The organism is Arthrobacter sp. B0316-1-20 (assembly GCF_059091865.1).
Map to the genome: position 1 here is coordinate 16,585 of NZ_JBNHHC010000021.1, position 23,425 is coordinate 40,009.

Annotated in this window: 17 protein-coding genes and 1 pseudogene; 10 read left to right on the plus strand and 8 right to left on the minus strand. The window is 64.7% G+C overall.

Translation table 11 applies throughout. The annotated features are described in order from the left end of the window. Nucleotides 1–52: 52 nt before the first annotated feature. From AC5RW2_RS27130 to AC5RW2_RS27140, 3 genes are all read left to right on the plus strand, one after another. Complete coding sequence (locus tag AC5RW2_RS27130) at nt 53–1,213, plus strand: exonuclease SbcCD subunit D (protein ID WP_493964329.1); 1,161 nt, start codon at nt 53–55, stop codon at nt 1,211–1,213. Continuing rightward, nucleotides 1,210–4,248: an AAA family ATPase gene (locus AC5RW2_RS27135; protein ID WP_493964328.1), complete on the plus strand. Its 3,039-nt coding sequence runs from the start codon at nt 1,210–1,212 to the stop codon at nt 4,246–4,248. The genes AC5RW2_RS27130 and AC5RW2_RS27135 overlap by 4 nt, the downstream gene beginning before the upstream one ends. An 82-nt stretch (nt 4,249–4,330) precedes the next feature. After that, a complete protein-coding gene (locus AC5RW2_RS27140; protein ID WP_493964327.1) occupies nt 4,331–5,638 on the plus strand; it encodes an MFS transporter in 1,308 nt (435 codons plus the stop codon). 6 nt (nt 5,639–5,644) lie between these two features. On the opposite strand, the gene AC5RW2_RS27145 is transcribed toward AC5RW2_RS27140, so the two are convergent. Next, a complete protein-coding gene (locus AC5RW2_RS27145; protein ID WP_493964326.1) occupies nt 5,645–6,358 on the minus strand; it encodes an IclR family transcriptional regulator in 714 nt (237 codons plus the stop codon). 295 nt (nt 6,359–6,653) lie between these two features. Here AC5RW2_RS27145 and AC5RW2_RS27150 point away from each other — a divergent pair, with 295 nt between their 5' ends. Next, nucleotides 6,654–8,045, plus strand: coding sequence for an MFS transporter (locus AC5RW2_RS27150; RefSeq protein WP_493949891.1), 1,392 nt, complete (start codon nt 6,654–6,656; stop codon nt 8,043–8,045). Between the two features lie 99 nt (nt 8,046–8,144). On the opposite strand, the gene AC5RW2_RS27155 is transcribed toward AC5RW2_RS27150, so the two are convergent. The 3 genes from AC5RW2_RS27155 to AC5RW2_RS27165 form a co-directional block, all read right to left on the minus strand. Continuing rightward, on the minus strand, nt 8,145–8,813 hold the full coding sequence (locus tag AC5RW2_RS27155) for a phosphoribosyltransferase (protein ID WP_493964325.1): 669 nt from the start codon (nt 8,811–8,813) through the stop codon (nt 8,145–8,147). A gap of 715 nt (nt 8,814–9,528) precedes the next feature. Continuing rightward, complete coding sequence (locus AC5RW2_RS27160) at nt 9,529–11,007, minus strand: APC family permease (RefSeq protein ID WP_493964324.1); 1,479 nt, start codon at nt 11,005–11,007, stop codon at nt 9,529–9,531. Nucleotides 11,008–11,267: 260 nt separating this feature from the next. Beyond that, complete coding sequence (locus AC5RW2_RS27165) at nt 11,268–12,044, minus strand: SDR family NAD(P)-dependent oxidoreductase (RefSeq protein WP_493964323.1); 777 nt, start codon at nt 12,042–12,044, stop codon at nt 11,268–11,270. A gap of 269 nt (nt 12,045–12,313) precedes the next feature. Between AC5RW2_RS27165 and AC5RW2_RS27170 the strand changes: the two are divergent. From AC5RW2_RS27170 to AC5RW2_RS27180, 3 genes and pseudogenes are all read left to right on the plus strand, one after another. Beyond that, nucleotides 12,314–13,036 (plus strand): annotated as a pseudogene (locus tag AC5RW2_RS27170) (phosphotransferase enzyme family protein); the annotation flags it as partial. Nucleotides 13,037–13,042: 6 nt separating this feature from the next. Next, entirely contained in the window at nt 13,043–14,581 is a 1,539-nt protein-coding gene (locus tag AC5RW2_RS27175; RefSeq protein ID WP_494074782.1) for an aspartate aminotransferase family protein, read from the plus strand. Further along, nucleotides 14,578–15,243 carry a TetR/AcrR family transcriptional regulator gene (locus AC5RW2_RS27180; RefSeq protein WP_493964321.1) on the plus strand — a complete coding sequence of 222 codons (666 nt, stop codon included), beginning with the start codon at nt 14,578–14,580 and terminating at the stop codon, nt 15,241–15,243. The genes AC5RW2_RS27175 and AC5RW2_RS27180 overlap by 4 nt, the downstream gene beginning before the upstream one ends. Nucleotides 15,244–15,248: 5 nt before the next feature. Here AC5RW2_RS27180 and AC5RW2_RS27185 read toward each other — a convergent pair whose 3' ends face one another. Both AC5RW2_RS27185 and AC5RW2_RS27190 read right to left on the minus strand, forming a co-directional pair. Then, nucleotides 15,249–16,241, minus strand: a complete 993-nt coding sequence (locus AC5RW2_RS27185) for an AraC-like ligand-binding domain-containing protein (RefSeq protein WP_493964346.1) — start codon at nt 16,239–16,241, stop codon at nt 15,249–15,251. 223 nt (nt 16,242–16,464) lie between these two features. Further along, complete coding sequence (locus AC5RW2_RS27190; RefSeq protein WP_493964320.1) at nt 16,465–17,061, minus strand: TetR/AcrR family transcriptional regulator; 597 nt, start codon at nt 17,059–17,061, stop codon at nt 16,465–16,467. A gap of 154 nt (nt 17,062–17,215) precedes the next feature. On the opposite strand from AC5RW2_RS27190, the gene AC5RW2_RS27195 reads away from it, so the two are divergent. From AC5RW2_RS27195 to AC5RW2_RS27205, 3 genes are all read left to right on the plus strand, one after another. Next, nucleotides 17,216–19,132 (plus strand): primary-amine oxidase, encoded by a 1,917-nt coding sequence (locus AC5RW2_RS27195; RefSeq protein ID WP_493964319.1) that lies wholly within the window; start codon nt 17,216–17,218, stop codon nt 19,130–19,132. Between the two features lie 9 nt (nt 19,133–19,141). Next, nucleotides 19,142–19,651, plus strand: a complete 510-nt coding sequence (locus AC5RW2_RS27200; RefSeq protein ID WP_493964318.1) for a hypothetical protein — start codon at nt 19,142–19,144, stop codon at nt 19,649–19,651. A gap of 140 nt (nt 19,652–19,791) precedes the next feature. Further along, nucleotides 19,792–21,258 carry an MFS transporter gene (locus AC5RW2_RS27205; RefSeq protein WP_493964345.1) on the plus strand — a complete coding sequence of 489 codons (1,467 nt, stop codon included), beginning with the start codon at nt 19,792–19,794 and terminating at the stop codon, nt 21,256–21,258. 16 nt (nt 21,259–21,274) lie between these two features. Here the strand turns inward: AC5RW2_RS27205 and AC5RW2_RS27210 are convergent, their stop codons facing one another. Both AC5RW2_RS27210 and hpaD read right to left on the minus strand, forming a co-directional pair. Then, nucleotides 21,275–22,123, minus strand: coding sequence for a Rieske (2Fe-2S) protein (locus AC5RW2_RS27210; RefSeq protein WP_493949901.1), 849 nt, complete (start codon nt 22,121–22,123; stop codon nt 21,275–21,277). Between the two features lie 182 nt (nt 22,124–22,305). After that, entirely contained in the window at nt 22,306–23,403 is a 1,098-nt protein-coding gene (gene hpaD / locus AC5RW2_RS27215; protein WP_493949902.1) for a 3,4-dihydroxyphenylacetate 2,3-dioxygenase, read from the minus strand. Nucleotides 23,404–23,425 lie beyond the last annotated feature (22 nt).

Below are 23,425 nucleotides of genomic sequence, written 5' to 3' on the forward strand. Positions count from 1 at the left end.
CGTGCCGTTGCGCTTGCCCGAAACTGTCCTGACCGGCGGTTAGCTTTGAAGCATGAGGTTATTGCACACGTCAGACTGGCATTTGGGGCGCTCATTCCATGGCGTCGGGATGCTGGAGGCGCAGCGCGCATTCGTCGACCAACTCCTGGAAACCGTGCGGGACGAGGAGATCGATGCAGTGCTGATCGCCGGCGATGTGTACGACCGTGCGTTGCCTGGTGTGGACGTTGTCAACCTCTTTTCCGACGCGCTGTCGCGCATCCGTGCCGCCGGAGCCACCGTGATCATGACCAGCGGCAACCACGATTCGGCCACCCGGTTGGGCTTCGGAGCCGGCATCCTGGCCCACGGGGGCGTCCATGTCCGCACCCGGCTGGACCAACTGGCGGATCCGGTGGAGCTGGACCTGCGCGGTGCCACCTTGGCCGTATACGGCATTCCCTACCTCGAACCGCGGATGTGCGCGGAAGAACTTGGCGCTGAAGCCCCCAGCCATACCGCAGTGACGCGCGCGGCCCTGGACCGTGTCCGTGCCGACCTTCGACAGCGGAAAACCCGCGGCCCGGTTCACTCGCTGGTCATGGCGCATACGTTCGCCAGCGGCGGCATCAGCTCGGACAGCGAGCGAGACCTGAGCATCGGGGGAGTGGGAGCGGTTCCGCTGGACCTGTTCGACGATCTTGACTATGTGGCGCTGGGACACTTGCACGGACGGCAGAAGCTGAACGAGACCGTGCGCTATTCGGGCTCGCCCCTGCCGTATTCCTTCTCCGAGGCCGGGCATGAGAAGGGTGGCATCATTGTCGAGTTCACGGCGGACGGGCTCAGCTCCATTGAAAACGTCTCCTGGCCCGCCCGGCGGAAGCTCGCCGTACTCAAGGGGAGCATGAAGGACCTGCTGGAATCCGCAGACCACGCTTGGGCCCAGGATGCGTATTGCCAGATCACCGTCACGGACGACGAACGGCCGCTGAAGGCCATGGAACGTCTGCGCGAACGCTTCCCGGACACCTTGGTGCTGAACTTTGAGCCAGCATCCGGACCGCGGCGGGACACCATGAGCTACAGCCAACGCATTGCCAAGGCCCAGGACGATCTGGAGGTCTGCTGCGGATTCCTGGACCATGTACGCTCCCGGCCTGCTGACGAAGCCGAACGCGCGCTGCTGGCTGAAGCACTGGCTGCGGTGCAGGCTGCGGAGGTATCGGTATGAGAATCCACCGGTTGGAAATACAGGCCTTCGGGCCCTTCGCGGCCCGGGAAATAATCGACTTCGACGAGCTCAGCTCGCAGGGGCTGTTCCTGCTGAACGGCCCGACCGGTGCCGGCAAGACCAGCATCCTGGACGCCATCTGCTTTGCGCTGTACGGGTCTGTTCCCGGCGCCCGCCAGCAGGGCAAGCGGCTGCGCAGCGACCACGCCGCACCGGAGGCAGAACCCGAAGTTGTCTGCGCGTTCTCGGCGCGCGGCCGCCGCTTTGAAGTGACCCGCAATCCGCAATGGGAACGCCCGTCGTCCCGGGCGCGCTCCGGTTCGGTGACGGAGCAGGCGCACACCCTGCTGCGCGAGAAGGTCAACGGCGCGTGGATCCAGAAAAGCGGCCGCAACGACGAGGCCGCCGCGGAACTGCTCTCCGTCTTGGGCATGAGCCTGGAACAGTTCACCAAGGTGGTGCTGCTGCCGCAGGGCGACTTCGCTGCCTTCCTGCGGGCCGACGCCAAGGAACGCCGGCCGTTGCTGCAGCGCCTCTTCGCGACCGACCGCTACGAGGCTGTGGAGCAAACGCTGGTGGAGGAGGCGGCCAGGGCGCGCTCGGCTTATCAAGCCGCCGTCGCGGGAGCGGATCAACTCTTGGAGCGGGCAACGGAGGAAGCGGCACGGCACCTGGCTGCCGAGGACATGCCGAACCAGCCGCTGCCTGCTGCGGACCTGCTCGCCGCTTTTGAAACCTCCATCGCCTCCGCTGCGGCCTCGGTCGAGGCTGCGGCAACCCGCGCCCAGGAAGACCTGGGCCAACTGCGGGACACCATCGGCAGGCGCGAACGGGCGCTGGCTGACCACGCGGCTCTGGCGGAACTGGAGAAACTCTCCGTTGAGCACCGCCAAGCCGCGGACGGCCATGCCGCCTTAACCGAAACTCTGGCCGCGCACCGGTCCGCGGAATTGTTGGCATCGCCGATCCGCCACCGCGACCAAGCCTCGCTCGCGATGGAACGCGCGGCCAAGGAATTCTTGGACCGGATTGACGCGGCAGAGACCCATCCGCTCTATGCGATTTTCGTTTCCAGCAGGCCGGAACCCGACGACGCCGGGCAGGTGCTGCTCGACGAGGCGACCCGTCAACTCTCCGCCGAGCTGGGACGAATCCGGGCTTTGCTGCCTGAGGAACAGCGGCTGCGAACGGCCAGTGTGGAGGTGCAGCGATTGGAGCGCCGCACCGAGCAGCTGGCGCAGGACGTAGTTGCCGCCACCACCGCACAGGAACGGCTCGCCGCAACTCGCCGCGACCTGCAGGATGAACTGGCCGCATTGGCGGCAACCCCTGACGACGTCGGCCTGCTCACGGAGCGGCTGGAACAGGTCCAGCAAATCCGGGATGCCGTGGCCGACCATGCGGCCTGTCTGGCCAAGACAGAAGCCGCTCGCGCAAGCCGCGATGCAGCACACGCCCGGCACCTCGAGTTGAAGGAAGCTTGGCTGTCGCTGCTGGAACAGCGCTTGGACCAGGCGGCAGCCGAGCTCGCTGCCACCCTTGCCGACGGTGATCCCTGTCCGGTGTGTGGCGGCTTCGAGCATCCCCAACCAGCGGTGGCGACCTCCGGCCAGCTCGTCACCCGCGCGCAGGAAGCGGAAGCCCGGGATCAGCAGGCGGCCGCAGAGGCACGCTACTCCGAGGCCCGCGAGGCCTGCGCCAAGCTAGAGCAGCAACTCTCCGCCTTGGCCTCGCGCGGTGGGGCGACCGACGCCGCCGAAGCAGCCGCAGCCGTGGCAACTGCCCGAGCGAGCCTGGACCAAGCACTTGCGGTGCGGGACCGGCGCGCGAAGCTGCAGGAAAGTTCCGCCGCCGCCACGCAGCAGCTCGAAGAAATCGGGCAGCAACTGTCGGCTTTGGCTGTTGCCAAGGCCAGTGCCGATTCCGAGCTCAAGGCTTCCACGGAACGCCGGGACGATCTGGAACGGAAGCTGCGCGAGGCGCTTCCGGACGGGAACAGCCTGCACGAACACGTGGCTTCCTTGTCCCGCCTCGATCAGCTTTTGGCGGACGCCTTGGGCATCCTGGGACAGCACCGCCACTGCAGCAACTCCTTGGAGCAGGCGGAGGCCGATCTCGCTTCGGCGATCGACCAATCAAACTTCGCCACTGAGGACGAGGTACGGGTGTCGCTGCTGGCACGGGCACAACTGCAGGCCCTGGAGCAGCGCCACAGCGCGCATATCGAAGCAGGCCAGCGGCTGCAGGTGCTGGCATCCTCCGAGCCGGTCATCCGTGCCCGCCAGGCCCTCGAGAACGGCGAAGTCGCGCCGGGAACCGAGGAACTGGACGAGGCACGCGCGCAAGCCGAAACCTTGGACCGCAGGGTTCGAGAACACCAGGTCCGGCACGGCGTGCTGGCTGCCTCGCAGGAACAGTTGGCGATCTACCGCCGGCGTTTCGACGAGGAACAAATCCGCTTGGAACCGATTGCCGCGCGACACGAACTGCTCCAATCAGTGGCGGACACGGTCAGGGGGCTGGGCGAGAACGAACGAAAAATGACCTTGACCACTTATGTCCTCGCCGCCCGGTTGGAACAGATCGCGGCCGCGGCTTCCGAACGACTGGTCGCGATGACTGACGGCCGGTACACGCTGGTCCACGACGACTCCAAATCCGGCAATAAAAAGTCCGGACTTGGTCTGCACGTCAGTGACGAATGGACCGGCCAGCGGCGCGACACCGCTACGCTCTCCGGAGGCGAGTCCTTCATGGCCTCGCTCGCGCTGGCCCTGGGCCTGGCTGACGTCGTCCAAGCTGAAGCTGGCGGCGTGGACATTGAAACGCTCTTTGTCGATGAGGGGTTCGGCAGTCTGGATGAGCAGGCCCTCGAACAGGTGATGGATGCCTTGGAGGGACTGCGTGACGGCGGCCGGGTCATCGGCTTGGTCAGCCATGTGGCAGAAATGAAGCAGCGGATCGGCGCTCAACTGCAAGTCACAAAGGGACGCCACGGCTCGACCGTTCGCACGGTGCTCACCGGCGTCGCGTGACCACCGGTATGATGATTGTGTTATCCGGGTTGTGCGCATCGGGAGGCGGGACGATGCGCGGTTAAACCAACGGAAAAAAACTATGACATTTCCTGATTCAGACGCGCCCGCGCGGGAACACGCAGCGACCGGCGGTGCCACTCGTCGACGCAAGCTGCGAAATCCCTTCGGCCGCTACGCTCGTCTGGCCCGACTGGCGGGAACGTCCTTCCTGACCATCGGCTTCCTGGCCCGACTGCCGTTGGCCATGCTGACAGTCGGCGCCCTGACTCTTGTCACCGTGACCACCGGGTCCTACGCCGCGGGAGGCTTCGCCGCCGGTGCCGTGGGAATCGGTTCGGCCGCCGGGGCGCCGCTGTTCGGCTACCTTGCCGACCGGGCGGGACAGCGGCCGGTACTCCTGATTGCCGCCGCCGCTCACACCTGCGCCATCGTCCTGCTGCTGACCTGTGTCTACGTCGGCCCCAGCGGGGCCGGAACCGCGGCCGTGCTGGCCGCGTCATTCCTCGTCGGGGCAACTTGTCCGCAGGTGGGCTCGCTGGCGAGGGTGCGCTGGATGGCGATGACGCGCAGCGACAAGCCTGCGCTGGACACGGCGCTGTCCTACGAAAGCACGGCTGATGAACTGACGTTCGTGTTGGGGCCGGCGCTGGTCGGACTGTTGGCCGCGCTGATTGCGCCATGGCTGCCGTTCGTGCTGGCCGCCGCTCTGACCGTCACCATGGTTACCGCTTTTGCCATCCACCCCACTTACCGCTCGGTGGTCCCGGTGACCCCCGAACTGGTCAAGGCCCATCCGGAAGCGGCTGCGGCAGCGACGCCGGTGCGGATTAACTGGCCGTTGGTCGCCATCCCGGTGCTGGGCATGGTGGCCATGGGCACGTTCTTCGGGGCCACCCAGAATGCGCTCAGCGCTTTCGGCGGCACCTTTGGCGCGGCCGACGCGGCGGGCCTGCTGTACGCTCTGCTGGGACTGACGTCGGCCTTCGGCGCCCTTTCGGTGGCCTACTGGCCAGCGCGGTGGACACTTGCCTGGCGCTGGGTGGTCTGTGCTGCGTTGATGACGGCATTCTGCTTCTTGCTGCTGCTTCCGGCCGATGTGCTGCCGATGATTTTCGTGCTGCTGCTGGTGGGCGTGCCGGTCGGACCGACCATGGTCACGATCTACGGCATCGGCAGCCAGGTCGCTCCGGACGAGCGCCTAGGCACCGTCATGACGCTGCTGGCCAGCGGCGTTGTCCTGGGTTCTGCGCTGGGTTCGGCTTCAGCGGGTGCAATGGCAGAAACCTGGGGACATTCCGGTGCCTTCTTGGTCTCGATTGCCGCCGCCGGGATGCTTCTGGTTCTCGGTTTGGTCGCCGCCGCCGTCGTCAGTCGCCGGCGGCGCTGAGGCCAGTCAGCGCAGTTCTGCCTCGATGGTGGCAGCAGAGCGTTTCAAAGCCGCCGCGATCTCCCGGTCGGGAGTATCGGTGCGGATATAAACCACAGCTATGGCCGCCGGCAGCTGGCCGGGAACGGCAACCGGCACCGCCACCGCGGAGACACCCGGGATGACCTCGTCATGGCTGACGGCATAACCGGTTTCCTTGGCCAGTTGGGCTTCCGGCCGGATCTGTTGTCCCGGAGCATGCTGCTCCCACTGTTCCCGGGTCAGCGCGGACTGGATGGCAATTCCCGGTGCTCCAGCGGCGAAGGAATGACGCGTACCGGGGTGCTGGACCAATGCCGTCGCGTGGCGCGGTTCCACGGTGAACAGCGTGACGCAATCGCGCTGATCCCACACAGCGATAAAAGCGGTCATCATCAGGTCGTTCGCCAACGTGGTCAGCTCCGGCAGTGCTGCCGACTGCAAGTCGCGCGAGACACCGCGTGCCAGCGCGGCCAGCCCCGGCCCCGCCTGCACACGTCCGGCTGAATCCCGCATCAAGAGCGAGTGGTCTTCGAGAGTGCGCAGGATCCGATAGGCGATGGAACGGTGCACTCCCAAAGCTTCGGACAGTTCGGCGATAGTCATTGGCGCCTGTGCTTCGGCCAAGATCTCCAGCGCTTGGATGCCGCGCGACAGGGTCTGCGAGTGTGCGGCGGCGGGTTTGGTGGGAGTCTGGCTCATCGGACCATCCTATGGAGAGTGACTGCGGGAGAGCGGATACCGGGAAGCGGACACAACGTACTGTGCCACGCCTCACATCCTCCATTGTTCTATATCAGGACGAAGCGTCCAAATATAGAACGGGTGTGGCAGGTGCCTTATTCGCTGGTGGAAACATGCAGCCCTGCCGCGCCGGACGACGTTACCCAATTGATATAGCGCCTCTACGTGTTGTGCATTACGGTCCGGTAATATGGCTCGGGTCACATTACCGACCGTTCGGTAAATCCCGTTCTGTGAACACCACGGAGAGAATATGTCCACGTCAGAAGAGCTGGCAGGCAACATCAGCCCAGCAGCCCGCCACGAAGAGCGCAAAGTGCTCGCAGGCACCCTTGTCGGTACCACGATCGAATGGTACGACTTCTTCATCTATGCCCAGGCCGCCGGATTGGTCTTGGCCTCCCTGTACTTTGCCCCTTTGTCGCAGGAGAGCTCCGGCCTGGCCCAGATTGTCTCTTGGGCTTCGCTAGGTATTAGCTTCCTGTTCCGTCCGCTCGGCGCCATCGTCGCCGGTCATTTGGGAGACCGTCTCGGCCGCAAGATGATGCTGGTCTTTACGCTGGTGCTCATGGGTGCAGCCACCGCCCTGATCGGCGTGCTGCCGACCTACGCGCAGATCGGTATCTGGGCGCCCATCCTGCTGGTCTTCCTGCGGATCCTGCAGGGCTTCTCCGCCGGCGGTGAATGGGGCGGTGCTGCCCTGATGTCGGTTGAGCATGCGCCGGTCAACAAGCGCGGTTTCTTCGGCGCGTACCCGCAAATCGGTGTTCCGTGCGGCATGATCCTTGCCACCGGCGTGATGTGGCTGCTCAGCAGCATGCTCACCGAAGAAGCCTTCATGAGCTGGGGCTGGCGCGTGCCGTTCCTGTTCTCGATTGTGCTGATCGTCGTCGGCTACTTCATCCGCCGCTCGGTGGACGAGTCCCCGGTGTTCAAGGAGATGCAGGAGCGCAAGAAGGAATCGGCCGCTCCGCTGGGCCAGTTGTTCAAGCACAATTGGAAAGAGGTCATCCTCACCGCGCTGATCTTCGTCGCCAACAACGCCGCCGGCTACCTCCTGATCGCGTTCTTCGCTTCCTACGCCACCAAGCCGGTGGATGCCGGAGGGCTGGGTATGGACCGCCCGTCCGTGCTGTTGGCAACCACACTGGCTGCCTTCGGCTGGTTGATCTTCACCATGTACGGCGGCATCCTCTCCGACAAGATCGGCCGCATCCGCACCTTCCAGATCGGCTACGTGTGGGTCCTGCTGTGGCAGATCCCGATGTTCATGCTGATCGACACGGCCAGCATTGTGCTGATGGGCATCGCGATGTTCGTCCTGACCATCGGCCTGGGCCTGTCCTACGGCCCGCAGTCGGCGCTTTACGCTGAGATGTTCCCGGCCAACGTCCGCTACTCCGGCGTATCCATCGGTTACGCCATCGGCGCGATTCTGGGCGGCGCGTTTGCTCCGCTGATCGCCGAAGTGTTGCTGGGCGCAACCGGAACTACCATCTCCATTGGCATCTACATCATGGTGCTCTGCGTCATCTCGCTGATAGCCGTCTCCGTGGTCAAGGAGACCAAGGGCAAGAACCTGCGGGTGGAAGACGCCCACCAGGAGTACCTGCAGCAGCATCCTGAGGCGCGGGACTCCTACTAAGGATTCAGCAAGCGAATTCACGCGGACCGCCGCCGGTACTGGTTACCGGCGGCGGTCCGCTGCTTTATGGGCTGCGTGCATCCGCTACTGGGATCGCAGCTACTGGGGGAGCACCGCCAGGACCTCGTCGTCGCTGACTTGGTTGAAGAGCCGGTAGGCCTCACCGACGGCCCGAAAGCCCCGCGGCTGACGCAGGCAAAAGACGGCATCGGCCACTTTTCCCAGTTCTGCGCAGGTCTGGGGAGGCCCTACCGGGACGGCGACGACGATCTCCCGCGGCTTGCTTTGCCGGACGGCTTTGATCGCGGCCTTCATCGTGGCGCCGGTCGCCACTCCGTCGTCGCAAAGGATAACGGTGCGGCCGCCGACCTGTGAGGCCCTTCCGTGCAGGTACGCTTCCTGGCGGCGCTGCAGTTCGGCATGCTCCGCGTCCTGGACGGCTTGGAGGCGCTGCTCGCGGTAATTGCGGCGGCGTAGTTCGGCCACAATGTGGTCCACCATAACGACGGCGGTGTGCCCGCCGTGTGCGGCCAAAGCTCCGAAGGCCACCTCTGGTTGATCGGGAATCCCCAACTTGCGGACAATGAGCGCATCAAAGTCAGCGCCGAGTTCATTCGCCAGAACAGCAGCCACGGGAACGCCGCCACGGGCCAGTCCAAGCACGGTGACGTCGCTGCGCCCGCGGTAGTCAGCCAACTCGGCCGCCAATTGATGCGCCGCATCGGACCGATCGGCAAAAGGGGAAGGCGCCGCGCTCAACAGTCCCACGGCCTCCAGTATCCTCTCCCTTGCGCGAAGGGGCGAGAGATGCGGGACCCGGGGCGAGCGGGCTGTGCCGACTGGGCGAGGACTGGCTGGATGGATGGCCACGGGGCGCGCCGGGCAAGCCCCGCCCCTCGCGAACTCCGGACGGCATCATAGTGGTTGCGCCGGCGCAATCGTTTGAGGACGGGATGGGTAGTTCTCCCCATCGCGGCGGCGGGACCGCCCCGATAAGCTCGAATCAACGGTCGGGCTCGGAACGGGGGCCCGCACCGCATCGGCCGGACTTGGGTCCGGGCGTGGAAGAGCCGGAGCCGCAGGATTCCCCCCAACGCCTGCTGCTCCGGCCCTTTCGTTTAACCGGGGCCTGAAGCCTGGTTGGTGTCTTCAGCCGTAGTTGGCGCCGAATCCGTTGCGCCGATAGGAACTCCGTGCGGTTGACCTTCAGGTAGAGACCAGTGCCAGTGCTGCTGTGCTTGAGTCGATGGAGAGTGCTCTGACGGGTTCACTTGTATCCGGCTTCCCTGGCGCCCGCGCAATGCGGCGAGGATCGTCCCGCAGTTAGCGAGGGGGTGCGAGATGGCATCCAGGGCCTTTGCCTGCGCCGCACCTTGACGCGGGTGGATTGGATGGACAGAAAACTTCCCTGAACGGGTGGATGCCCCTGACGCGCATTAGTGGCGTCAGGGGCATCTACCCGTTCGGATATCGAGAGGCGGCGCTATTTCTTGAGAGCGTCCGCATCTTCGACGAGCAAATCGTCGAACTTCTCTAGATCTTCGCTGAGACCTGCGTACACTTCGGGCTTCTTAGACTTGAGGTAAGCGCCGTAGATGATGCCGCCGACGACGGCGAGCACTAATATCCACGGCAGCACGAGCACATAGGGTTCCTCGGAACCTGCCACGAGCGGGAACTGAACAATCGCCATGATGCTGAAGACCGCTAGTGCGATAAAGCCAATACCTGGTGCGATCAAGGTCGTCCAGAGTCTCGGGTCGTGCTTTTTGCGGAAGTAGACAACGACTGAAAGAGCGGCGATCGCCTGCACGATGATGATCGAGAGTGTCGCGAAGCCGAGACCCACCGGAACGAGTGTGAGGATCGACGGCAGATCCGGGAAAGTGAAACGGAAGATCGCCGCGATGACCAAGGCAAAAATCAGGTTGGTCAGTAGCGCGCGCTGCGGCGCTCCCTTCGAGTTGGTCTTAGCCAGCCACTGCGGCAGCACACGTGCGCGACCGAGCGAGAAGAGGTAGCGTCCGGCCGAGTTATGGAATGCCAGCTGTGCGGCGAAGAGGCTGACCACGACGAGCACAAGGGCGATGACGACGAAAACTGGCCCAAGATGCTTGTCGATGAGCATCAGTGTGAGGTCGCCCGCCTCAAGATGATCCATTGCCGTCGCCTGCGCAATGTCGGGACCGATCGAACTGACGATCGCCCACGCGGCAAACGCATGCATGAGACCGATGATGATGATGGCCGCGTAGGTCGCTTTGGGAATGGTCCTGTGTGGATCCTTCGCTTCCTCACCGAAGAGCGCCGTTGCCTCGAAGCCGATAAACGCGGTGGCCGCGAGCAGCAGGCCAATCCACAATGATCCGCCCATAACGATTTCAGGCGTGAACACCGAAAAATCGAGGCCCTGCTGGAAGAGCACGGAGAAGCCGAACACGAAGACCATGATGATTTCGAGCACGAGCGCGACACCCAGAACGACGGCGCTCACATGAATACCCGAGATGGCGAGCAGGTAAACGAGTACGAAGAGCACCGAACCGGTCAAGAACCAATCGAGCGTGAACGCCTCACCGAAGAGTTCGGGCATGACGACCATGCCGGCGAAGAAGCCGATGGTTCCAAGGGCGCCGGCCACGAAGGCGTTGTAACCGATCGTGGCGATGATTCCAGTGATGAGGCCCGCAGTCTTGCCCAAACCTTTTACCGCGATCGCGTAGAAGCCACCAGCGTTGGTCAGCTCCTTAGTGATCTGCGCGTAGCCGATCGCAAAGAGCAGCAGGGCCGCTGCGACCATAAGGATTGCGACGGGAACACCGCCGCCGTTGCCGTGCGCGATCGCGAGCGGGAGCACGACAATGAGAACCGTGACTGGAGCCACTGCAGCGAGAACGAGAAAGACAATCGCACTTACTCCAAGCTGGTTGCGTGCCAACACTTCGGTGTGTTTCTCAGACAACTGAACTCCATTCGAATGAGTTGTGGTGAATATCGGAAGTGAATCGCACGGCCAGTGGCGAATCTTTACATCGAGGTCTCGGCCTACGACGCAGATGAGCTGTCAGTCAACTACCCTGACCGTGCAGCCCATCTAGCTCCCGGACTAATACAGCCAGTTTGCGCCGGATACCGCGGTTCTGGCTTGTCATTCCGCGCATGAAGCTAGACAATGCGTGCCCGAAAGTCACTGTTTTCCCGGCTGTATGGCGCTGGCGGCGGTTATGCCGGGAAGGAGGAACGGCCGGTGTAGCCATAGTCGGACAGCAGGTTGACTCCGTTGACGGCGCGGGACCGGCGGGAGGCCAAGTAGCCGACGCTCCAGGCAATGTCGTCGCCCGACTGGAGGGGAAAAGACGGGTTATCCATGGATTCGCCCAGGCCGCGGCGCGCCATGGGCGTATCAACAATCGACGGGCAAACACTATTGACCCGGATCCCATACTCGTCGAACAGTTCTACGGCCAGCGCCCGTGTCATTTGGACGAGTGCGCCCTTGGACGCGTTGTACGCGAGCATGCCCGGCACCGCGACGAAGCCGGAGTCAGAGCCGACGATGGTCACGCTGCCGCCCTCTGCGCGCCTGAGGAATGGAAGAGCAAACTTGACCGCAAGGAATGTGCCGACGACGTTGACGTCGAGGACCTCCCGAAAGCTCTTGGAACTGACGTCCTCGCACGCCGCTCCCATTTCACCCTCGATACCCGCGCAGCAGACGAGCGCGTCGATGCCACCCAACTCGCCGGCGATTCCTCCCATCGCCTCTTCCAGTTGAGGGTCTTCGGCGACATCTGCGCGTGCGGACACGACTCGCGACGGTCCGACGAGTTCGAGTTCAGAGATGGCCGCGTCCAGCCGGTCTTGGTTCCGGCCGACGATGCCAACCTGTGAACCTTCCAGTGCGAATAGCCGCGCCACGGCGAGGCCGATGCCGGACGAACCGCCCGTTACGACGACGCGTTGCGGCAGGTTGCTGCCCTGAGTGGCTGAAAGTGACATGTGTGCTCCAACTCCTTAGGCCCGGCGATCGCCTGGCTCTCGGCTTTCGCGGATTGGTTGTGAGACAAGTTACTAACAGTGGGCGCGCGACGGAATAGCAGTCCAGTCACTAGACTTGAAGTCTGAATAGTAGATGGGGGCAGCCCCTATTCCTTTTGACTGGACTGGGGGTATAGTCGCGGTTACACATCCCAGACTTCGGAGCGAGGAGCCCCATGCCACAGCTGTCCCGTGAGGAAGCCCTCACTATCGCCCGCAACGCTCTACCGATGTTCGGGATAGCGGAAGACGCCGTGATCGACTTCGTCAAACATCGCGAAAACGTCGTCTTCCGCGTGTCCGAGGGGTCAGCCGCCTATGCGCTCCGAATTCATCGGCTGGGTCATCGGACTGACGACGAAGTAGGCACCGAAGGCGCTTTCATGACCGCTTTGGGCGCAGAAGGTTTCCCTGTTTCTGCAGTCGTCCGGACCGTTGCGGGCGCCCTGTTCGCGCCTGTTCCTGACAGTAGAGGGCGGACTCACCACGTCGATGTACAGAGGTGGGTTGCAGGCGGCGAGCCCTTGGGCGATGCCGGAGCGGCATGGCTTGGCGAAGAAGCCATGCCGGTAGAAGTTTTCGCGCGACTCGGCGAACTCTGCGCCACGTTCCATCTGGCATCGCGTCGAATTGGGAAGGTTTCCGGTTACTCCAGGCCGGCGTGGGACGCCGAGGGGCTTGCCGGAGCGGCAGCCCTGTGGGGTGATCCCCGCCGGCTGGCGAGGACCAATGATGAACGCGATGCGATCGACGCGGCCGTGCGACGCATCGTCCAACGCCTGGATCAGTTGGGAACTGCGCCCGAAATCTACGGCGTCATCCATGCTGACTTCACGCCCGAGAACGTTCTGACCGCGGGGGGACAGCACGTCCTCATTGACTTTGACGATTTTGGAGAAGGCTGGTGGCTGTTCGATCTGGCCACCATTCTGTTTTGGTACCACCGTCACCCTCAAGCCGTGGAGTATCGCCAGGCGCTGCTGGCCGGTTACCGGAAACAAGCGGACATCCCGGAGCGTGCCCTCGACGACTTGGACACGTTCATCGTCGCCCGGGGCCTCACCTACCTGGGATGGGCCGCCGACCGACCGGGAGATGAGACCAGCGTCTTTCTGCAGTCCGAGGTTCTGCCCGTGGTCGTGGATTTGTGCCGTGAGTACGTGGCTGCCGAAAGGCAGCGGCAGGAAGGGCAGCATACCCCGCAGGAAGCTAGCCTCCTCGCCCGCCGGGCCGCGACCATCGGACCCTACTCGCCACTTTTCTACGACCGGCCGCTACACTTCGTGTCCGGTGACGGAGTGTGGTTGGTTGATTCGGAGGGAAACCGCTACCTCGACGCGTACAACAATGTTCCGCAGGTCGGCCATGCAAATCCTCGGGTTGCAGATGCCGTATGCCGGCAGCTCAAAACGCTCAATGTCCACACGCGATACCTCAGTGAACCAATCGTGGACTACGCCGAGCAGCTCTTGGGCACCTTCGACGCACCGCTTGAACGCGTCTACTTCACGAACAGCGGATCCGAGTCGAACGAGCTTGCCATCCGGATTGCAAGGCATATGACCGGCCGCAGCGGCGTGATCGTCACCGACCACAGCTACCACGGCAACACGATTGCGCTCGCCGCGCTGACGACCGGGTTGACCGTCTCGGAGCCATTTGGCGACCACGTGCGGCCTATACACGTACCGGATCTCGATAGCGAGGGGGAGCACGCGGATTCAGGAGTCATACTGGACCGCGCTTTGGCGGCGATCGACGAGGCCATTGCGTCCCTTGTCGAATCCGGCCACGGCGTGGCTGCCCTCCTCATCGAGCCGGCGTTCTCCACCGAGGGTCTGCCCCGTGTGCCTGCGGGGTACCTCGAGGGGGTCGTCGAACGGATTCGGGCGGCCGGCGGCTTGGTTATTGCAGATGAGGTCCAGACCGGGCTGGGCCGTTTGGGTGATGTTTGGTGGGGGCACCAGGCCACCGGCATCGAGCCGGACCTGGTCACGCTCGGCAAGCCGTTGGGCAATGGCTACCCGCTCGGCGGCGTGGTCACCACCGCAGCAATCCTTGAGTCCTTCAGCAGCGCCAACATGTACTTCAATACTTTTGCCGGCACCGCCACCGCTGCGGCCGCCGGCCAAGCCGTGCTGAACGAGATCACCCAACACGGTTTGATTGCCCGCTCCGGCGCACTCGGACGGCACGTCGCCCGCCGGCTCGAAGACTTGGTGACCAGGCATCCCCGGGCCGCCTCTGCGAAGGGGCGAGGTCTGTTTTTCGGTTTGGAACTTGTTGACGATGCCGGCCGACCGGATTCCGGCTTGGCCAAACGGATCGTCGAAGCTCTCGTGCGGGAAGGGATCCTGATCAGCCGCATCGGCCCGAACGACAACATCCTCAAGATCCGGCCGCCACTCGTGATTGGCCGAGACGAGCTGGACCGCGTCATAGACGCCCTCGACGTGGCACTCGCCGCGGAAACCCGTGCAGAAGCCGTCCACGCATGAACGCCGACGATCGTTCGAGTCCGTCCACGGCACGCCGCGGGGATAGTGAATCGGGAACCCAGCTTGCTGAGCTGCCCCTCCCGCTCCGCAAGCGGCAGCAGTTGCAAACCCGTCACGACTTGGTGCGCTCAGCCATTGACATCATCGATGCCTTGGGAGAGAAGTCGGCCACGATCGATCGGATTACCGCACGGGCCGGAACGTCGCGGGCAACCCTCTACGCACATTTTCCGGGGGGCCGTGCCGACGTGCTGGCCGAGGCCTATAAGACCGTTGGCCAGGATTTGATAGAGGCAGCGGAGCGAGACGCCTCAGGGCAAGACGATTGGATCGAAAAGCTTTGCGCCTACCCGCGTGCCATGCTCGCCCTTGCCGCTCGGCGCGAGCTGGGCTTCTTCTACAACGTCTCGGGGCCCCAGCACTTCGGGATCGGCAAGCGCCGAGGCAGCGCCTCGCAACATACCCTCGACATGTTTGTCGGCGAGCTCCAGCAAGCCCAGGAACGCGGGGACCTGCGTGCGGACATCGATATCGAGGCGGTTGCAGGGCTCCTCATCGGCGCCATCCGCGAAGCCGGAATTGATGCTGCCCGTGAACCAGCAACGGCGTCCCGGAACCTCACAGCGTTCCGTCAGCTTCTGCAAGCCGTCGCCGGCCGCTGACTCGCTCAGCTGCGCCGGTACGTGCTGGGCGGGACCCCGAAAGCACCGCGAAAGACCCGGCTGAAATGGGCCGCATCGGTGAAGCCCCAGCGGGTCGCGATGGCACCGACCGGGCGGTCGGCCTGGAGCGGATCGCGCAGGTCCCGGCGGCAGCGTTCGAGTCGCCGGGCGCGGATCCATCCGGCCACCGTGGTACCGGCGTCGTGGAAAATGCTGTGCAAGTGCCGGGTGGAGATGAAATGGGCTGCGGCGATGGCTGCCGGAGACAGCTCCGGGTCGCCCAGGTTCGCTTCGATGTGCTGGCGGATCCGCGCGAGCAACTCGCCATGGTGGCCGCGCTGTGGGCCGTTCCCACTACGCAGTTCGCTGTCGAAAAGGGTGGCCAGCAGGTCTACCGCGTTGTGGGCCAGCCGGTGGCCGCTGGGGCCCGATAGCAGCTCAAGGTTGTCCGCCAGTTGCACCATGAACGGGCTGATCATCCGGCCGATGCCGGCATCCCCGGCCATCCGGACAGCCGTGAGTTCGGCTACCGACTCGGTCGGCAGATCCAGCGCGTCGTGCGGGAACATCAACACCAGGGTGCGGAAATCGTCGTCGAACTCCAAGGTGTAGGGCCGGTGGGTGTCATAGACCGCCAGGTCACCAGGACGCAGCGTGGCTTCGCGGTTGTCCTGGATAAGGATGCCGGTGCCGGACAGTTGCAGGTTGAGCTTGTAGTAGAGCCGGTCGGACCGCGTGATCAGCGCCGGCGTGCGCAGCACCTTGTGGCTGTTCGCCGTCACTTCAACCACGGACAACTCGTCCAGAACCCGGGAACGCAGGCGGCCCTGGAACCCGGTGGGGGAGTTGGTCCGGGCCTGCAGGGGCACAAAGGACTCGGAAATCAGCGTGTTCCACTCGGCGAACGAACGGGCTTCGGCAACCTGCACCACGGAAGTGGGCTCGGCAGGCAAGGACGGCTCAGAAGACGCAGCGGGCTCGGCAGCCCCGGCAGGCATGGACGGGGCAGCGGGCTCGGCAGGAACGGAACCACGGAAATGGCTGGCGGTCTCGGCTATGCCTGATCGGCTGGGGGTGCTGCGTTCGGGATCGGTAATCGTCACGGTGGCCCCTTCACATGGAACCTGGCTTGGGTGTGTCTTGCGACACAGTCTCCATACCATAGCCTCTGCGCGACCGGGTTGTCATCTATTTTCCACAACCGGCGAAAAAAGAATCGGATCAGGATTCTGCTGAAACCATTCGAAGCCAGCTGTCCAGATGCTCGGTCAGCTGTTCAGGCGAGTGGTGTTCCGGGGTGAGGGAGGCGGTGATCTGCGCACCCAACAAAAAAGACATCAACTGGCCTGCCAGTACGTCATCGCTGGCATGCGTGCGGACGTCGCCAGCCTCCCGCGCCTCGGCCAGAAAGCGCATGAAGTCCACCCGCCAGCGTTCCATCGAATCGGCATGGAGCCTGGCCTTGTCCGGGTCGATGAGCGCCTTTTGCCAGAACGGAATGACCAGCCGGGCCTCGCTGATGGTCACATCGGTGACGGGCAGCACCTCCAGGCAGTAGCGGCGTAAGGCGTCCAAGCCGCTGTGGCCTTGGATCGAATCGGCCACCCGCCGGTTTGTTTGGTCGAAGACGTAGCCGAAGGCAAAGGCCAGCAGGTCGTCCTTGGTGGGGAAGTAAGGCTTGAGGGCGCCGTTGGCAAAGCCTGCCTCCGCGGCAATTTCCCGCATGGTGGCACCGTCGATGCCGTGCCGGGCGATGATCCGCCACGTAGCCTGGACCAGGTCGATCCTGCGCTGGTCGTGGTCGACAATCTTTGGCACCGGCCGCCTCCTATATAAAACGTGCGTAGAAAAACCCTTGCCATGAATCCTACTGAGGGTTATTCTCTACGAACATAGAAAAAAGAACGTGGTGTCGATCACAGCTGTTGTTCGGCTCGCGTCTACCCCCCCAGCCATTTCCGAAAGGGCCGCTATGACCACCGCTGCTGCAGCCACTGTTTCCTCCTATGCTTTGGCCTCCGCCGAGGAAATCACCGCCGTCCGCACCATCCTGGCCGAGGCGGGGCTGGCGGGGGAGAACACCCGCTTCGCCTACCTCGGGCTGCTGGACCCGCCGCGCCGCCGGGACGAAGCGACGGTTGACCGGCGTTTCCGGGCCTTCCTGCTCGACGTCACCGGTGCGGCGCCGAAGGACGTGACCGTCTCCGTTACGTCCGGCAAAGTCCTGACGGTGGCCGAGCTGGACACCTCGGTGACCGGCGAACTGCCCGTGCTGGAGGAGGAGTTCGAGGTGGTTGAAGCCATCCTCTCCACCGATGAGCGCTGGCTGAAAGCCATTGCCGACCGCGGTCTGGAGATCGACAAGGTGCGGGTCGCGCCGCTGTCTGCCGGCGTGTTCGAGTACCCGGAGGAGAAAGGCCGGCGGATCCTGCGCGGCCTGGCGTTCTACCAGAACTTCCCCGAGGACAGTGCCTGGGCGCACCCCATCGATGGGCTGGTGGCCTACGTGGACATCGTGAACAAGACCGTTGACCAGGTACTGGACTTCGGCGTCATGCCCGTTCCCGCCGAGCACGGCAACTACACCGATCCGGAGCTGACCGGCGAGCTCCGCACCACGCAGAAGCCCATTGAGATCACCCAGCCCGAGGGCCCAAGCTTCACGGTCACCGGCGGCAACCACATCGAGTGGGAGAAGTGGTCCTTCGACGTGGGCTTCGACGTCCGCGAAGGTGTGGTGCTGCACAACATCGGCTTTCAGGACGGTGACCGCACCCGCTCCATCATCAAGCGGGCTTCCATTGCGGAGATGGTGGTCCCGTACGGCGACCCGTCGCCGGTGCGCTCCTGGCAGAACTACTTCGACACCGGCGAATACCTGGTGGGCCAGTACGCCAACTCGCTGGAACTGGGCTGCGACTGCCTGGGCGAGATCACCTACCTCTCGCCCGTGATCGCGGACGGCTTCGGCAACCCGCGTGAAATCCGCAATGGCATCTGCATGCACGAAGAGGACTACTCCATCCTGGCCAAGCACTCCGACCTGTGGACCGGGATCAACTACACCCGCCGCAACCGGCGCATGGTGGTCTCCTTCTTCACCACCATTGGCAATTACGACTACGGCTTCTACTGGTACCTCTACCTGGACGGCACCATCGAGTTCGAGGCCAAGGCCACCGGCATCGTCTTCACCAGCGCCTACCCGGGCAAGGGCTATGAGTACGCCTCCGAGATGGCCCCGGGCCTGGGCGCGCCGTACCACCAGCACCTGTTCAGCGCCCGCCTGGACATGGCGCTGGACGGCTTCACCAACCGGGTCGAGGAGGAGGAAGCGGTGCGGGTTCCGCTCGGCAAAGGCAACGAGCGGGGCAATGCCTTCACTCGCCGTCGTACTCTGCTGAAGACCGAGTCCGAGGGCGTCCGCGAGGCGAACATGCCCGCCGGCCGGACCTGGCACATCTCCAACCCGGAATCCACCAACCGGCTGGGCGAGCCGGTGGCTTACAAACTGATGCCGCAGGGCCAGCCCACGCTGCTGGCCGATCCGGAGTCGTCGGTGGCCAAGCGCGCAGCCTTCGCGGCCAAGGACCTGTGGGTCACCCAGTACGCCGAGGACGAGCGCTACCCGACCGGCGACTTCGTGAACCAGCACGCCGGCGGCGCCGGGCTGCCGGCTTACGTCGCGCAGGACCGCAAGATCGACGGCGAGGACATTGTGCTCTGGCATACCTTCGGCCTGACCCACTACCCGCGGGTGGAGGACTGGCCGATCATGCCGGTGGACACGGCCGGATTCAGGCTTCGCCCGGACGGCTTCTTCGACCGCAGCCCCGTGCTGGACGTGCCGGCGAACACGCCTGCCGCCGGCGGGCACTGCCACCGCTAACCAGGCGGTGTGGAGATGACCGCGGTTGCGCAGTGGAAATCCAGGGCAAAGCACGACGGCGGGGCGTGGCTCGTGCGGCTGGCCCGGCTGTGCGCCGTGGTCGCCTTCATCTCCATCGCCGCACACCTGTGGATGGCCTGGCAGCACCTGCACACTCCCTGGCAGAGCCTACTGATGCTGGTCATGGCCGCGTTCTGCCTGCCGTGCGCGCTGAAAACCTGGCGCCACGGCGGGGCGGATCCGGCCCGGATGCTGATGTTCGCTGCCCTGGCCATGGCAGCCTTCCACACCCTGCTGCTGACAGGCACCGGCACCCATGGCGGCGGCCACGCCGGGCACGGTTTCGCTTCAGCCGGGAGCACTGCGATCGCTGCGGGCCCCGACGGGAGCCTAGCCGGGTCTGCAACCACGGCCGCGGTCCTGCCGCACACCGAAATGATGCTGGGCGTCATCCTGCTGGAACTGGCGGCGGCCATGTCGGCCGCCATCTACCTGCACCGGCTTCGCCAGCGTCAGTAGAAGCTGCCTCCCGCCCTTACGTTGAGGCAAACGTAAGGGCGGGAGGCGGTTCATCGTTTGGCAGGCGAGTGCTCCCGGCGTATGAATGAGGAGTGACTCCCGACTCCGACTCTGCTCCAAAAGACCGTCCCGCTGCCGGCATTTCGGTCGGCCCCGACGGCGCCGAGACCGGTTTTGAGCCGGATCCCGGCCGCTGGCGGATCCTGGCGGTGCTGCTGGTGGCCATCTTCATGTCGCTGGTGAGCGTCAGCATCGTTAATGTGGTGCTGCCGTCCATCCAGATCGGGCTGGGTGCCTCCGACTCGGACCTGCAGTGGGTCCTCTCCGGCTATGCCCTGACCTTCGGCGTGGTGCTGGTGGCCGCCGGCCGGGCGGGCGACATATTGGGCCGCGGACCGTTGTTCATCGCGGGCGTCGCGCTTTTCACCCTCTCCTCGGTGGCCGCCGGTCTGGCTCCCGACCCGCTCAGCCTGAACATCGCACGGTTTCTGCAGGGGCTGGGTTCCGGACTGCTGAATCCGCAGGCCGTGGGCATGATCCAGCAGTACTTCCGCGGGGCCGAACGCGGCCGGGCCTACGGCGCACTCGGCAGCGTGATTGGCATTTCGGTGGCCATCGGGCCGTTGCTCGGCGGGATGATCATTGAGCTCGTCGGTGTGCAGCAGGGGTGGCGCTGGACCTTCCTGGTGAATGTCCCGGTCGGGATCCTCGCCATCGTGCTCGCGCTGTTGTGGTTCAAGCCCCGGCGCGCCGACGGCCGCTCCGAGGCAGCCAAAGCCGATCGCGACTTGGACCCTCTCGGCGCGGTGCTCCTGGGTCTGGCGGTGCTGGCGCTGCTGCTGCCTTTTGTGGAACGCGGGAGCGGGCCCTGGATCTGGCTGCTGCTCCCCGGCGGTGCGGCACTGCTGGCGGGATGGACGTGGTGGGAACATGCCTACCGGCGGCGGGGCCGGAGCCCGATGGTGGACCTTCGGATCTTCCGCACGCACAGCTTTTCGAACGGCTCCTTGATCGCCGGGCTGTACTTCATGGGTGTGACCAGCGTGTGGGTCTTGGTGGCGCTTTACATTCAGCAGGGTTTGGGCGGCACCGCGCTCGAGGCCGGGCTGATCGGCCTGCCCGCCGCCCTGCTCAGCGCGTATGCATCGCACTGGTCGGGCAAGCGCGTGCTGGAGCAGGGGCGGCAATCGATCGTCGTCGGGATTCTCTGTGCACTGCTGGGGCTGGGCCTGACCATCGCCGTCATCCAACTCGAGGCGGCCGGCGTGCTCAGCATCTGGTGGATGCTGCTGACGTTGTCCTTCATCGGAATGGCACAGGGCCTGATCATTACTCCCAACCAGACGCTGACACTGGCCGAGGTGTCCTTGGAGTATTCCGGCAGTGCCGGGGGAGTGCTGCAGACGTCGCAGCGGATCGGCACCGCGGTGGGCATCGCGGTGATCACCGCCGTCGCCTTTGCGGTCCAAGCCCAAGCAGGCTGGACCGCTGCGATCACCGCGGGCCTGTGCGTCACCGCCGTGTCGGTCCTGGGCACGCTGGTGATCGCCGTGTCCGATGCCCGTCGCAGCTCGCGCGCCGCCATAGCGGAGTCAGGACGCAGCTGATCCGGACAGCCGCGGATCAGTGCTGGCGGACTTCGATCTGTCCCTCGCGGACACGCGTTTCGTAGGCAGGCTGCTCGGAACTGGCAGGGCCTCTGACTACGCTGCCATCCGCCAGCCGGAAAGTGCTGCCGTGCCAGGGGCAGGTGATGCACCCGTTGTCCACGGTTCCCTCCTCCAGTGGTCCGCCCATGTGGCTGCAGACGCTGTCCAGGGCTTGGAGAGTGCCGCCGCTGCGGTAAAGCACCAGCGAGAGGTCGCCGACCTGCGCTAGGTGCGGCGTGTCATCGGCCAGTTCGCTCTCGGCAAGGACACCGGTCCATTCGGCTGGCCCCTCCCGCCACGCCGTGTGGTTGACGTTGACACCGCGTGAATAGCTTAAATGCCCGCCTAGGTAACCGCCGGTCATGAGTAAACCGAACCCGCCCAAGGCGATCACCTTGGCGATTCCGCGCCGGCCGCTGCGGCGGGCCACCAATGATGCCGTGAAGCAGACCAGCGCCGTCGCGTTCGCGGCGGCATGCACAATTCCCACCCGTCGGTCCTCGCCCTGCGTATCTGACCAGTCGTTGAGCCCGGCCCAGGCTGTGGGCGCAGCCGTCAGGATTCCGGCCGTGACCAGCAGATCGGCGGCCGGTTCAGCGCGGCGGCCGCCCACCGTGTCGAGCAGCGTCGCCATGCTCCACGCGCCGATGGGCAGGTCGGTCATGAGCGGGTGCAGCGGATGCCCCAGGAAGCTGCCGCTGAGGACATTCCTGACCGGCCGCGGCTTCACCAGCCGGCCCACCAGGCCGGCCACCGGCTGGGCCACCTTGTCCAGGGCTTCGGTTTGTTCGATCCGTGCCATCAGCTTGTGCAGAGCAGACATGGGCGTTCCTCTTCCCCGTAGAGTGATGGCCAACGGGAAAGCCCGCTGGCCGACTGACCGGCCCCCAGTAGCTGCCAGTGTTGCACCGGCGGGCGGAAGCGGCAAGGGTAGGCAAACGCCGGTGGGCGGCCTCCGTGCGGAAGCCGCCCACCGGCGTCGTTATTCAAGCGGGCTTGACGGAACTAGACCTGGTTGCCGATCTTGAAGCCCTTGGCGGCCTGGCCGCGGAAGGTGCCATCTTCGTCGTCCTCACGGGTGAAGGAGAAACCGTCGGCACCGATGGTCACCTCCATCTCGGAGTTGTCGGTGCGCTCGACGACTTCCTGCGGGTTGCCGTCGAGGTCCAGCACCAGGGAGGCCTCGGTGTACCAGGACGGGACCACCGGGTTGCCCCACCAGTCGCGCCGCTGGTTGTCGTGCACATCCCACGTGATGACGGGGTTGTCCGGGTCGCCGGTGTAGTAGTCCTGGGTGTAGATCTCCACACGGTGGCCGTCCGGATCCAAAATGTACAGGTAGAACGCGTTGGACACACCGTGGCGGCCCGGGCCGCGCTCGATCCGGTCCGACATGCGCAGCGCGCCCATCTTGTCGCAGATCTGGATGATGTTGTGCTTCTCATGCGTGGAGAAGGCCACGTGGTGCATGCGAGGGCCGTTGCCGCCGGTCAGGGCGGTGTCGTGCACGGTGCCCTTGCGGTGCATCCAGGCGGCGTAGGTCACGCCGTCGGAGTCCTTGATGTCCTCGGTGACACGGAAGCCCAGGTCCTCCAGGTACTTGCGGCCGCGCGGGACGTCCGGGGTGACCTGGTTGAAGTGGTCCAGGCGCACCAATTCGCCGGCGGAGTAGAGGTCGTAGCGCATGTGCAGGCGCTCCACGTGGTCCACCTCGTGGAAGAACTCGTACGGGAAGCCCAGCGGATCCTCCACCCGCAGCGAGTCCCCGATGCCCTTGACGAAGCCTTCCTTGCGGCGCTCGGTGCGGCAGCCCAGCTCCTTGTAGTAGGCCTCGGCGCGGTCCACATCCTCCGGGCTGCGTACCCGGTAGGCGAAGGCGGCGACGGCCGCGATCGGGCCCTTGCGCAGCACCAGGTTGTGGTGGATGAACTCTTCGAACGAGCGCAGGTAGATCGCTTCGTCGTCTTCGTGGGTCACGTGCAGGCCCAGCAGGTCCACGTAGAACGCACGGGACTTGGCCAGATCGGTGACCACGATCTCCATGTAGGCGCAGCGCAGGATGTCCGGGGCGGGGACGGAGGGCTTGGGGATTTCGTTGCTCATGTTCTCTCCTTCGAGCGGTGGG